Here is a 13075-nt window from a genome sequence, read left to right as displayed (position 1 = left end):
CTACTAAAGACCTCTTTGCAATAAAAAGCATCTCAAAGTTTTGTTTTCAATTAAAAATTCGATTTAAACTATGAAAAGAATTAAGAATTTTCTTCTAACACTTATATTGGCTTTAGGCGCGGTTTCGTGTGTGTCCAAACTGGCATATACGGAGCCGGATCTTCAGCTTCCGGAAAAATTCCAATATACAGCAACTGCTGACACAGCAAGTGTTGCCAACCTGGAATGGAAACAGTTTTTCAGCGATCCCATTTTACAGGAATTGATTGAAAAAGGAATAAAAAATAACTATGATCTCCAGATTGCTTTGAAGCAGGTAGCCTCTTCACAGGAAAAACTGAAACAGGCAAAATATCTTCAGTATCCTGATGTAGGTTTTGCGGTTTCGGCGCAAATTTCAAAACCTTCGGAAAACAGTATGAACGGAAAAAGCTTAAATTCATTTTTAGGCCAGAATCACGTTGAAGATTACAACGCAGCATTCAACCTTTCCTGGGAGGCTGACATCTGGGGTAAGATCAAAAACCAGCAGGAAGTTTCAAGAATGCAGTATCTTCAGACTTATGAAGCTACAAAAGCTGTGCAGACACAGGTTGTAGCAGCGATTGCCCAGGGATACTATAATTTATTGATGCTTGATAAGCAGATGCAGATTGCAAAATCAAATTTGGAATTAAGTAACAATACTCTTTCCATCACTGAAAAAATGTGGCAGAGCGGTGATACAACTTCTTTAGGCGTTCAGCAGGCTACGGCACAGAAACAGTCTACGGAGCTCTTGATCACTCAGCTGGAACAAAATATTGCGATCCAGGAAAATGCTTTAAGTATTCTTGTAGGTGAAAATCCAACTAAAATCAGCAGAACAATCGAAATGTCTGACACTTCTCTTCCACAGGATATCTCAGCAGGACTTCCGGCAGCCATGGTAAGCCGTCGCCCGGATGTCCGTCAGCAGGAACTTGTTCTGTTGGAATCTAATTCAATGGTGGGAATTGCTCAGGCTAATATGTATCCGGCTTTGAAAATTACAGCAAGCGGAGGTGTGAATTCATTTAAAATTGATAACTGGTTCCAGATTCCGGCGTCATTGTTCGGATCTGTATTAGGAGGAATTACCCAGCCAATTTTCCAGAAAAGACAGTTAAAAACCGACCTGAATGTGGCTAAAATCCAGAGAGAGAAAAACGTATTGGCCTTCCGTCAATCTGTTTTAAATGCTGTGGGTGAAGTTTCCGATGCTTTGGTGTCTAACGAAAGCTTAAAAGTTCAGGAACAGAAAGCTACAGAACAGGTAACCACGTTGAAAAACGGAATAAAAAGTGCAGAAATGCTTTACAAAGGCGGTATGGCCAATTACTTGGAAGTGATTACAGCTCAGGGAAATTCTTTACAGGCTGAACTAAATCTTGCGTCCGTAAAAAGACAGAGACTGAGCAGCATTGTAGATCTTTACAGAGCTCTTGGCGGCGGTTGGAAGTAGTAAATTTAATTATATTGTTTGAAGTGCGGTCTCTGGTTTCCAGAGGCCGTTTTTTGTATATTGAAACCCAACAAAAAAATAAAGCACACAAAAATAACACAAACATCTGCCTAATCTGCTAAATCAGCGAGAGATTATTTTTACGCTCGCAGATTTAGCAGATCGAGCAGATCTAAATTTGAAGCTTATTTTAAAACTGCTTAGAAATCCATTGAAGCAGCCCTTCAAAGTCTTTTTGCGAATATCCCAACGGCAGATAATGAATATCATCCGCTTTTCTGTACCAAGTCAGCTGACGTTTGGCATATCTGCGGCTGTTTTTTTTGATCTCGGAAACAGCAAAATCCAGATCCCATTCTCCGTCAAAATATTTGAATAATTCTGCATATCCAACAGTTTTCAAAGCAGTAAGATCTTTAAACTTCTCTAAACTTTCCGCTTCCGCCAAAAGTCCTTTTTCCATCATAATATCTATCCTTCTGTTGATCCTGTCATACAGATCCTCTCTTGGAGCTTCAATTCCGATACGGATCACATTAAAGTCTCTGGAATCCTGGGAAACAGCAATCTGTTCGGAATATTTTTTATCCGTCTGCCAGATTACGTCAATAGCCCGTAAAAGCCTTCTGTGATTGTGAAAATCTACGACTTCAAAATATTCAGGATCGAGCTCTTTCAGGATTTGCTGAAGCTTATCAATCCCTTCGGTATCAAGAATTTCCTGCAATTTTTTCTGATTGTTTTCATCAGCTTCAGGCAGGTCATTCAGTCCTTCAATAACTGCTTTTTCATACATCATACTCCCACCGACCAAAATAACGGTGTCATGATTGACAAAAAGTTCATTGAGTTTTTTTAAAGCATCTTCCTCATACTGCCCGATAGAATAGTATTCCTGAACCGAAAGATTTCCAATAAAATGATGGGGAGCTTCCGCCAGTTCTTCTTCCGATGGCGATGCTGTCCCTATTTTCATTTCTTTAAAAAACTGGCGGGAATCACAAGAAACAATTTCAGTATTGAAATGTTTTGCCAGATCAATTGCCAATCTCGTTTTGCCTATTCCAGTGGGTCCTACAACAGAAATCAAATTTTTCATATGTAGTTATCTATTTATTTTTTTAAAGGTCATATGGAATCTTAAATCTTCATCATTAATTGTGGTGTCCAAATCACTGCGATTTCACAGTGCTAATTTAAATGTTTATCTTTGTACAACAATAAAAAACTATGATTTTATCAATGACGGGATTCGGCAGAGCCGAAGGTGTTTTTGAAGGAAAAAAGATTTCAATAGATATTAAATCTCTGAACAGCAAAAGTTTCGATTTGAATATCAAAGTCCCTTTACGTTATAAAGAGAAAGAATTTGAGATCAGAAAAATCCTTAATGACAGAATTATCCGTGGAAAGGTAGATTGCTACATTAATTTGGAGAACCTTGAAGAGACGAACGATGTGAAGATCAACAGAAGCCTGATCGATTCTTATATCAGCGAACTTCGTAACATTGCTTCTGACGGTCCAGACTTTGAATATCTGAAAATGGCGGTAAGACTTCCTGATGCCATCACTTCAAGACCTGACGAACTTACAGAAGGCGAATGGGAGGCTTTGGCAAAGATCGTTCATGCAGCTGTGGACCGTTTTATGGAATTCAGAAAGACAGAAGGTACTATTTTACATGAAGAACTCGAAAGAAACATCCAGAATATTGATAAATACCTTTCTGAAGTAGTTCCTTTTGAAGAAGAAAGGATCACTGCTGTAAAAGAGCGTTATCAGAAATCTTTAAAGGAATTTGAGAATGTAGACGAAACCCGTTTCTACCAGGAAATGGCTTACTTCACGGAGAAACTTGATATTGCAGAAGAGAAAGTAAGGCTGACCCAGCATTTGAAATACTACAAAGAGGTAATGGATAATGAAGATTTCAACGGAAAAAAACTTGGCTTTATTTCCCAGGAAATCGGAAGGGAGATCAATACTTTAGGCTCAAAGGCCAATCATGCAGAGATCCAGAAGCTGGTGGTCATGATGAAAGATGATCTGGAAAAAATAAAAGAACAGACGTTAAACGTATTATAGACCATAGACCTATAGATAAGAGATCAAAGAATTTATTCTCATATCTCTAATCTAAAAATCTCTAATCCAAATGAATAAAGTTATCATATTTTCAGCACCATCAGGGAGCGGAAAAACTACATTAGTAAAGCATTCTCTGGAAACATTTCCTGAGCTGGCATTCTCTATTTCATGTACCACAAGACAGCCAAGAGGAAGTGAAACCCATGCCGTGGATTATCATTTTTTGAGCCCTGATGAATTCAGACAGAAAATAGCGGAAGATGCTTTTGTAGAATATGAAGAAGTGTATACTGACAAATATTACGGTACTTTAAAATCTGAAGTGGAAAAAATCTGGAATCAGGGAAAATTAGTTATTTTTGATGTAGATGTAAAAGGGGGAATTTCCTTAAAAAAATATTTTGGAGAGAAAGCCCTGTCTATTTTCATTGAACCGCCTTCCATAGAAGAATTGGAACGAAGATTGATCTCCAGAAACACGGATGATGCAGAAACCATCAAAACACGTGTGGCAAAGGCAGGAGAAGAAATGACCTTTGCGAAAGAGTTTGACAGGATCGTTATTAATACCGATCTTGATGTAGCAAAAAAAGAAATAGAAAGTTTAATAAAAAATTTTATTGGGAATTAAGAGATGGAGGATGGAAGTCGGATGATGAAAGTTTGAAAGAGTAATTACAATTCAAACTACAACATTTTAACTTCTAATTTCTAACTTCCAGAATCAAAAAACATTAAGGTGGATATGAGTACCGAAACATTAGAAAAAGCTAAATCTGCGATTCCTGTAAGAGGATTCCTGGATATAAAAGACATAGCGATCCCTCAAGGAGAAGAATTGGTAAAAGCTATTCTGAAACTTAAAGAAGAAAAAAATGCAGTGATCCTTGCCCATTATTATCAGCCGGGAGAAATTCAGGATATCGCTGATTTCCTGGGAGATTCTCTGCAGCTGGCAAGACAGGCCAAAGATACCAATGCAGACATGATCGTATTCTGCGGAGTACACTTCATGGCGGAAGCCGCTAAAATTCTGAACCCGACTAAAAAAGTAGTTCTTCCTGACACCATGGCCGGATGTTCTTTGGCAGACGGATGTTCTGGAGAAGGATTGAGAAAAATGCGCGAACAGCATCCTAATGCCTTGATCGCTACGTATATTAACTGCAACGCAGAAACTAAAGCAGAAAGTGATATCATCGTAACCAGCTCAAATGCTGAAACTGTGATTGAAGCCCTTCCAAAAGACAGACCAATCATTTTTGCGCCGGATAAAAATTTGGGAAGATATTTATCTAAAAAAACCGGTCGTGATATGATTCTTTGGGACGGAAGCTGCATCGTACACGAAGCATTTTCTATGGAAAGAATTGCCCAGCAGATGGCAGACAATCCTGATGCGAAATTAATTGCACATCCTGAAAGCGAGGAAGCCGTTTTAAAACTAGCCCACTTTATAGGTTCTACTTCTGCCCTGCTGAATTTTGTAGAACAAGACGACTGTCAGAAATTCATTATTGCCACTGAGGAAGGAATTCTTCACGAAATGAAAAAACGTGCCCCGCATAAGGAACTTATTCCTGCGCTGGTTTTTGATGAAAGCTGTAACTGTTCGGAATGTTTCTATATGAAACGTAATACCATGGAGAAATTATATCTGTGCATGAAATATGAACTTCCGGAAATCCTTATCGACGAAGAGCTTCGTTTAAAGGCCCTAAAGCCAATCGAGGCAATGTTGGATCTTTCGAAAAGTATAAAATAATTTTTCATATATTTAAGGTTCAAACCAAAATCTTTACATATGAAAAATTTAAAAAAATTAGACAAAGAATGTCTAAAAAGCATCAATGGCGGAACATCAACAGAATGTGCCACTTATTGTAAACCTGATGAAGTATGCATTCCGGGAGTATGTGGTAGTCCTCCAAAATGTTTAGCCACTTCTTAAAAGTTGATGAATTAATCAATTTTAGTAAATTAAAAAAGCACTGTTATGAAACAGTGCTTTACTTTTTATATGGGTCCGAAGCAGAGATAATCTACTCTCACCCTTAATTTGCAGCATTCAGGCAAAGCATTAAAATCTTCACATGATTTTGGATACTCCGGACCTACTCCATAAGGTCCCGGAGGGCAATACTCAAAACAAGTATTTCCTCCGTTAATCGATTTCAGATTCTCTCTGCCTAATTTTTTTAAATTTTTCATATTGATTTGTTTGGTTTCTAAATATAGCATTTTTAACCTCATCTATGAAAGTTTATTAATAAAAACTGATTCAAATTAATTACACCATCGGAGCATAACATGTGCCTCCGGAGTTCTCCATCAGCCCCAGGCACCACCGCCGCGAAAGCATACATATGCAGCACCGCCACTTGATCTATATAATAAAAAAAGGACTGCCTATACAGACAGTCCTACAGTTCTTCTTTCACTACTGGTTATTGGAAGCATTCTGAACTAACAAAAACACAGCTTTTGCATCGGCTCGGAAGAACGTGATAATCCTCACATGAGTAATTATATCCGCCAGAAGTCCCACCAGGACCAAATCCGCCAGCCGGGCATCCACTGCAATTAGAAACTGCTCCATTAATCTTTCCTAATTTTTCCCGAGACATTTTCTTTAAATTTTTCATAGTAATTTTATTTTGTTTTAGAATTTAAGTATAGCTCTTTTAAAGGGAAAAATAAAGTTTCAAATCAATATATCTCCTGAAAATGAATTAAAAATAAAATTGTACACCAAAATAATTTTGATATCTCCGAATAATTTGTACATTTGTTTGGTAAAGAATGAACTTTCTAAGAAACATATCAGATATTTCTACACCGGAATCACTTATTTCGGGACTATCTTCTGTTTCTACATTCACAACTACAACAACTACCCCTTAGCGGGGTACATTTTCACATATTATTTCCTGCACCCGTACTCTTTTTTTAAAGAGTAAACATTTCATTTTACCTAACCTTAAATATTAATTGGATGAAAGTCTTAAAATTCGGCGGTACATCTGTCGCCAATGCCGGCAATATTCTTCTGGCAGAAAATATTATTAAAAAAGAATCTTTACAAAGCAGAGTGATTGTTGTAGTTTCAGCCCTTCACAGTGTTACCGACACCCTGATAAAAGCAGCAGAATATGCTTCCCTTAAAGATGAAAACTATATTCCCTCCATTAAAAACCTCGAAGAAAAGCATTTAGATCTTGTCAAAGAGCTTATTCCTGTTTTATCACAGAGCTCGTGGCTAAGCTTTGTTAAAAAGCACTTTAATGACATGGAAGATATCTACAGCGGAATATTTGTATTAGGTGAATTTACAGATAAGATCAGAGACAGGATTACTTCATATGGAGAATTTCTGTCTTCAAACCTTATTGCAGCCAGGCTTCAGTATGAGGAATTGGACTGTATATGGATGAATTCGGCTGATCAGATCAGAACAGACAGCAGCTTTACCAATGCGAAGGTAGATTTTGAGATCACTGAAGAAAATGTAAAGAATTTTGCAGCTGAGCATAAAAATAAGATCATCGTAGCACCCGGCTTTATTGCCAGAGATCAGAACGGAAATACCACCACATTAGGCAGAGGCGGCTCTGATTATACAGCAGCCATTATTGCGGCGGCCGTTTCTGCTGAAGAACTTCAGATCTGGAGCGATGTAAACGGGATGATGACTGCAGATCCAAGATTGGCTTCTAATGCTAAACCTATTCCTGAGATTTCTTATCATGAAGCGATGGAACTTTCCCATTTTGGGGCTAAAGTTCTTTATCCGCCATCCATACAGCCTGTTATGGCAAAAAATATCGACCTTAAGATTAAAAATACTTTTGATCCGGAAGCGAAAGGAACACTGGTTTCCCATAAATTAAACAAATCAGCTGTCGAAAAGCAACAGGCTGCAGCGGGAGTTTCCAATATGAACCATATTGCCCTTCTTACCCTGGAAGGCAGCGGAATGGTAGGAATTCCCGGAACTTCAGCAAAACTTTTCCAATGTCTTAGCCTTGAAAAGATTAATGTTATTCTTATTACCCAGGGTTCTTCAGAACATTCCATTACCATTGCCGTCAATGAAAAAGATGTCTTTCATGCAGAAAATGTTGTGAACTCCTCTTTTGAAGATGACATAAAACTACAGAGAGTGACTCCTGTAAAAATAGAAACCGGACTTTCAATTGTGGCACTGGTAGGGGAAAACATGAAAAACAGAAGCGGAATCAGTGCTAAAATGTTCGGATGCCTGGGTAGTAACGGGATTAATATCAGAGCCATTGCGCAGGGATCTTCCGAGAGGAATATCAGTATTGTTATTTCAGAAAACGATACTAAAAAAGCGGTCAATGTACTCCATGAAGAATTTTTTGAATCCGAAATCAAGCAGGTACACCTTTATCTGTGTGGAGTCGGAAATGTAGGTTCAAAACTGGTAGAGCAGATCTTTGAACAAAATGAATACCTTAGGGAAAACAATTTGATTAATTTGAGAATTGCAGGGATTTCCAACAGCCGGAAAATGTTTTTCTCTGATCACGGAATTTCTGAAAGCGAATACCGTAATTGGAGTGAAAAAGGCATCGAAGCATCTATCCACGGCTTTGCAGAGGAGATCATTTCCCGGAACCTTAGGAATTCAATATTTATTGATGTAACCGCCAGCTCCTCAGTGCCGGAAATCTATGACAATTTATTAAAAAGAAGCATCAATATTGTGGCTTGTAACAAAATTGCAGCCACCTCAGATTTTGAAGTATATAAAAACTTAAAAAGTACTGCCCGGAATCACAACTGCAAATTCTACTTTGAAACCAATGTAGGAGCCGGACTTCCGGTTATCGGAACCATTAATGATCTCATGAAAAGTGGTGACAAAATCACATCTATACAGGCTGTATTAAGCGGAACGCTGAATTTCGTCTTTAACAATTATGACGGAAGCAGAACCTTTTCAGAAGTTGTTGCCCAGGCTCAGAAAGAAGGCTTTACTGAGCCGGATCCACGGCTGGATCTGACAGGAACTGATGTAGCCCGAAAAATCTTAATTCTGGCCAGAGAAGCAGGATATCCTCTTCAGTTTGAAGATATAGAAAATGAAAGCTTTCTACCCGAGGAATGTCTTCATGGAAGTGTAGAAAATTTCTATGAGAAGCTTACGGAATATGAAAGTCATTTTAAAAATTTAGTCAGTGAGGCCCAGAAAAATGGCAAAATTTTGAAATATACCGCTGAATTTAAAGAGGGTAAAGCTAAGGTCGGCCTTCAGCATGTTGCTCCGGACAGTGATCTGTACCATCTGTATGGCAAAGACAACATTGTCATTTTCAAAACTTTAAGATACTCCGAGCAGCCTCTTGTTGTAAAAGGAGCCGGTGCAGGGGCTGAAGTAACTGCCAGCGGTGTTTTTGCAGATATTATCCGATCAGTTTAAAATAAATAATATGAAAAAGATAAAAATAAAAGTCCCGGCTACCATTGCCAATCTCGTTTGCGGATTTGATATCCTGGGAATGGCTATTCACGAGCCTTATGACGAAATGGAACTGAAATTACTGGACAGCCCTGAGATCATTATCAGACATGAGGATCATTTCGGACTTCCGGAAGAGCCGTCAAAAAATGTAGCGGGCGTTGTTCTCCAAAATATCATCGAGCATCTGAAGCTGACGAAAGGTTTTGAAGTCACAATCCGTAAACATATAAAGCCGGGCAGCGGGCTCGGCTCCAGTGCGGCAAGTGCCGCCGGAGCCGCTTTTGGGGCCAACGCCTTATTAGGAAATATTTTATCCCGTGAAGAAATGGTTCACTTCGCCATGTTCGGTGAAGAGCTTGCTTCCGGAGTACGCCATGCAGACAATATTGCCCCGTGCATTTATGGAGGTATCACATTGGTGAAATCCTCCTCTCCTATTGATATTATTCCGTTGAGTACCCCCAACCTGTTTGTGGCAGCAGTACATCCGCAGGTCGAAGTAAAAACTTCTGATGCACGGCAGATTTTAAAGAAAAATATTCTTCTGAAAGATGCTGTGGAACAGTGGGGAAATATAGCAGGACTCGTGACAGGAATCCTCAAAAACGATATTCCGCTCATCGGACGAAGTCTGAATGATAGGATTATAGAACCTGTCAGGAGCATCCTAATTCCGAAATTTGATGAGATTAAAACAAGAAGTTTGGAGGCTGGCGCACTTGGAGGCGGAATTTCGGGTTCAGGACCTTCAATTTTTATGCTGGCAGAGAAAAAAGAAACGGCAGAAAAGATTGCCCAGCTGATGAAATCTATTTACGATGAAATTAAAATTGAGAGTTTTGTGTATGTCTCAAAAATAAACCCTTCAGGAATTGAGATTGTTGAAGAAGATCATGATGATAACCAATAAATTAAAGACAATGAATTATTATAATTTAAAAGATAAACAGGAAACCGTTAATTTCAAAACAGCTGCTATAAAAAGCCAGGGTAGTCAAAAAGGATTGTTTTTTCCCGAAAAAATTCCTCAGTTTAATGAAGAATTTATTCAAAATTTGCATCTGTATTCCAATGAAGAAATTGCGTTCAGATGCATGAAAGATTTTATCGGGGACGAAATTCCCTCGGAAATATTAAAGAAAATTACTACAGAAACCATCAGCTTTGAGATTCCTTTAAAAAAGATCAGTGAGCACATATCCATTCTGGAGCTTTTCCATGGACCAACGTTAGCATTTAAAGATGTGGGAGCAAGGTTTATGAGCCGCTGTCTGTCATATTTTCTAAAAGATCAGGATAAAAAAGTAACGGTTCTTGTGGCTACTTCCGGTGATACGGGTGGAGCTGTTGCCCATGGATTTTATAATGTCCCAGGAATCAATGTGGTTATTCTTTATCCTAAAAACAGGGTGAGTGCTGTTCAGGAAAAACAGCTTACGGCACTGGGAGGAAATATTTTGGCACTGGAAGTCAACGGAAACTTTGATGACTGTCAGAATCTTGTCAAGCAGGCTTTTTCAGATGAAAGTATTAACTCAGAGTTGTTTTTAACCTCAGCTAATTCTATTAATGTTGCAAGATGGCTTCCTCAGCAGATTTATTATTTATTAGCTTTAAAACAATGGAAACAGTACGAAAATCAGGATCCGGTCATTGGTGTTCCGAGTGGAAATTTCGGAAATATCTGTGCGGGGCTTCTTGCTTATTTCCGCGGGCTTCCTGCAGGACATTTTATTGCTGCATGCAACAAAAATGATGTAGTTCCTGATTATCTGAAAAGTCATCAGTATCATCCTAAAAAAGCTGTAGCCACCTTATCCAATGCTATGGACGTTGGAGATCCAAGTAATTTCACCAGAATTCTGGAACTTTTCGGACATCAGTATGAACATCTGAAAAATATGATCTCGGGATATTCGGTTGATGATGAATCAACGCTACAAACCATAAAAGAGGTATACGAAAAATATGAGTATACCCTCGATCCTCACAGCGCAGTTGCATTCGCTGCTATGGAACAGTATCTGAATGAGAATCCCGGCAAAAAAGGATTTATATTGGGAACAGCACATCCTGTGAAATTCCCTGAAGCAGTAGAAAAAGCAGCCCATATCACCATTGATATCCCCGAAGCTTTGAATGATCTTATGAAAAAGGATAAAAAAACTGTAGAAATAAATGCAGATTTTGAAGAATTAAAACGATTTTTGCTGGATAAAAATCAGGAACAATGAGCAAGATCTTTCTTGAAGATGTAAAAATATATGCCTACCACGGCGTGCTTCCCGAAGAAAACATCATCGGGACGTATTATATTTTAAATGCAGAACTGCACACGGATCTTTGGAAAGCTGCAGAAACAGATGATCTGAATGATACGATAAGCTATGCTGACATCAACGGGATCATTCATCAGGAAATGGCCATTAAATCCAAATTACTGGAGCATGTGGCTGGAAGAATGATCATGAAGATTCATGAAATTTTTCCCCAGATTTCCTATATTAAGCTGAAGATTACAAAAACTTCACCACCGATGCAGGGCGAAATGAAAGGCGCCAGTATTGAACTGGAGAGAAGCTTCAAACCTGATGATTTTTAATTTTATCTACACAAAAAACATACTGAATTGAAATCCATCAAATTATTATTTTTATTAAGTTTCGCCATAGTTTTTGGCCAGACTGCTGTTGATAATCAATCCGCTGTTTACAATTTCCCGAAAATAAAATCCAGCATTACGATGCCGGTAACCATTCCGCTTTCTGAAATCAGCAATATGATTAATGCTTCAGTAAAAGAGCTGGTATTTCAGGATGATTCTTATACAGATAACAATAACGATCAGTTTAAGGTCAAAGTATGGAAAACCCGGCCTATCCGTCTTGTGGGCGGAACAAGCCAAAACCTTCTGATAGAAGTTCCTTTAAAAATATGGGCCGAAAAAGGGATTGGTACCCTGGGAGTTTATTCGTATCAGAATACTACTTTTGAAACAGTTATGTCCTTCAATACCACGATTAATTTTAATAACAACTGGACAATTTCTACCAATACGCAGCCCAACGGTTTCAGATGGGTGACAAAGCCTGTCCTGGATTATGGCAGAATACAGATTCCTATCACTTCACTGGTAGAAAAAAGCCTGAAGGAACAGCAGGGAAAATTTGCCAAGACTATTGATCAGCAGATGGCTACGCAGCTGAATTTCCAACAGTATGCAGTAATGGCATGGAATGTTTTCTCACAGCCTTTTAATATTTCGGAGGAATATAATACGTGGCTGAAAATAAGCCCGGTAGGCGTGAATATCACCCCGCTGAAATTCTATGGGAACGAGATCACTACGAATATAGGAATGGATATTTATTCGGAAACGTTTACCGGAAGCAAACCTGCTGCATCACCAACGGTAAAATCAGCCGGGAACTTTAATGTCGTTCCTGTTCTGGCAGATAAATTCCTCTTGCAGACTACAGCTAATGTTCCTTTTTCTGAAGCTACCAATATTGCCAGAAATATGTTCATGAACAAGGAATATGATGTCCGAGACTCAAAGGTAAAGATCAAAGACATCCGGGTTTATGGTGCCGAAGGAAGAGTGATCATTGAAGCTGAAACAGAAGGCTACGTAAATGGAAAAGCCATTATTTCCGGAATTCCTGTATATGACGAAACGAAAAAGAAAATTGTACTGTCCAATACAAAATTCAATCTAAGGACGGCTAATGTTCTGCAGAAAACTGCGACTCTTCTTTTTAAAGGAAAAATTGTAAAAATGATTGAAGAGGAATACGGAATTCCTACGCAGGAACTGGAGCTGGCCTCCAAGAAAAGCATAGAAGAAGCATTTAATAAGGAATATTACAAAGGGCTAAAGATGAACGGAAGGGTTTTCAACCTGAAACCAGGCAGTGTCCTATTAAATGAATCAGGAATTACAGCAGTTATTGAAACAAACGCAACTTTAAAACTAATACTTAACGGAATTTAAATTAATAAAACTAATACAA

At 38.5% G+C, this 13075-nt stretch carries 13 protein-coding genes; 10 read left to right on the top strand and 3 right to left on the bottom strand.

The genetic code is table 11. From position 1 onward, the window contains the following. The first annotated feature begins 70 nt into the window (after positions 1-70). Positions 71-1483, top strand: coding sequence for an efflux transporter outer membrane subunit (locus DRF60_RS14535; protein ID WP_116012741.1), 1413 nt, complete (start codon positions 71-73; stop codon positions 1481-1483). A gap of 190 nt (positions 1484-1673) precedes the next feature. On the opposite strand, the gene miaA is transcribed toward DRF60_RS14535, so the two are convergent. Continuing rightward, positions 1674-2582 carry a tRNA (adenosine(37)-N6)-dimethylallyltransferase MiaA gene (miaA, locus tag DRF60_RS14530; RefSeq protein ID WP_116012740.1) on the bottom strand — a complete coding sequence of 303 codons (909 nt, stop codon included), beginning with the start codon at positions 2580-2582 and terminating at the stop codon, positions 1674-1676. A 143-nt stretch (positions 2583-2725) separates the two neighbouring features. On the opposite strand from miaA, the gene DRF60_RS14525 reads away from it, so the two are divergent. The 4 genes from DRF60_RS14525 to DRF60_RS21195 all read left to right on the top strand — a co-directional run bounded on the left by DRF60_RS14525 (position 2726) and on the right by DRF60_RS21195 (position 5525). After that, positions 2726-3571: a YicC family protein gene (locus DRF60_RS14525; RefSeq protein WP_238640217.1), complete on the top strand. Its 846-nt coding sequence runs from the start codon at positions 2726-2728 to the stop codon at positions 3569-3571. Positions 3572-3641: 70 nt separating this feature from the next. Beyond that, complete coding sequence (gene gmk / locus DRF60_RS14520) at positions 3642-4205, top strand: guanylate kinase (RefSeq protein WP_116012738.1); 564 nt, start codon at positions 3642-3644, stop codon at positions 4203-4205. A 114-nt stretch (positions 4206-4319) separates the two neighbouring features. Then, positions 4320-5339 carry a quinolinate synthase NadA gene (gene nadA, locus DRF60_RS14515; RefSeq protein ID WP_111960477.1) on the top strand — a complete coding sequence of 340 codons (1020 nt, stop codon included), beginning with the start codon at positions 4320-4322 and terminating at the stop codon, positions 5337-5339. A gap of 39 nt (positions 5340-5378) precedes the next feature. Next, the gene (locus tag DRF60_RS21195) at positions 5379-5525 is read left to right on the top strand and encodes a bacteriocin-like protein (protein ID WP_157963414.1); all 147 of its coding nucleotides are present in this window, start codon (positions 5379-5381) and stop codon (positions 5523-5525) included. Positions 5526-5590: 65 nt separating this feature from the next. Here DRF60_RS21195 and DRF60_RS14510 read toward each other — a convergent pair whose 3' ends face one another. Together DRF60_RS14510 and DRF60_RS21955 are read right to left on the bottom strand one after the other, a co-directional pair. Further along, entirely contained in the window at positions 5591-5785 is a 195-nt protein-coding gene (locus DRF60_RS14510) for a bacteriocin-like protein (RefSeq protein WP_123902693.1), read from the bottom strand. Between the two features lie 236 nt (positions 5786-6021). Then, positions 6022-6219, bottom strand: a complete 198-nt coding sequence (locus DRF60_RS21955; protein WP_449384869.1) for a bacteriocin-like protein — start codon at positions 6217-6219, stop codon at positions 6022-6024. Positions 6220-6569: 350 nt separating this feature from the next. Here DRF60_RS21955 and thrA point away from each other — a divergent pair, with 350 nt between their 5' ends. Genes thrA through DRF60_RS14485 form a run of 5 tightly spaced genes read left to right on the top strand, consistent with a single transcriptional unit; the run spans position 6570 to position 13056 of the window. Beyond that, a complete protein-coding gene (thrA, locus tag DRF60_RS14505; protein ID WP_116012736.1) occupies positions 6570-9020 on the top strand; it encodes a bifunctional aspartate kinase/homoserine dehydrogenase I in 2451 nt (816 codons plus the stop codon). A gap of 10 nt (positions 9021-9030) precedes the next feature. Beyond that, the gene (locus DRF60_RS14500; protein WP_116012735.1) at positions 9031-9972 is read left to right on the top strand and encodes a homoserine kinase; all 942 of its coding nucleotides are present in this window, start codon (positions 9031-9033) and stop codon (positions 9970-9972) included. Between the two features lie 10 nt (positions 9973-9982). Continuing rightward, on the top strand, positions 9983-11296 hold the full coding sequence (thrC, locus tag DRF60_RS14495; RefSeq protein WP_116012795.1) for a threonine synthase: 1314 nt from the start codon (positions 9983-9985) through the stop codon (positions 11294-11296). Continuing rightward, positions 11293-11664 carry a dihydroneopterin aldolase gene (gene folB / locus DRF60_RS14490; RefSeq protein ID WP_116012734.1) on the top strand — a complete coding sequence of 124 codons (372 nt, stop codon included), beginning with the start codon at positions 11293-11295 and terminating at the stop codon, positions 11662-11664. The genes thrC and folB overlap by 4 nt, the downstream gene beginning before the upstream one ends. A 27-nt stretch (positions 11665-11691) precedes the next feature. Then, positions 11692-13056: a DUF4403 family protein gene (locus DRF60_RS14485; protein ID WP_116012733.1), complete on the top strand. Its 1365-nt coding sequence runs from the start codon at positions 11692-11694 to the stop codon at positions 13054-13056. Positions 13057-13075 lie beyond the last annotated feature (19 nt).

This window comes from Chryseobacterium elymi (assembly GCF_003385495.1).
In the GTDB taxonomy this organism is placed as follows: domain Bacteria; phylum Bacteroidota; class Bacteroidia; order Flavobacteriales; family Weeksellaceae; genus Chryseobacterium; species Chryseobacterium elymi.
Note: the sequence above shows the minus strand (reverse complement) of the source record. Positions and strands in the feature narration are given on the sequence as shown.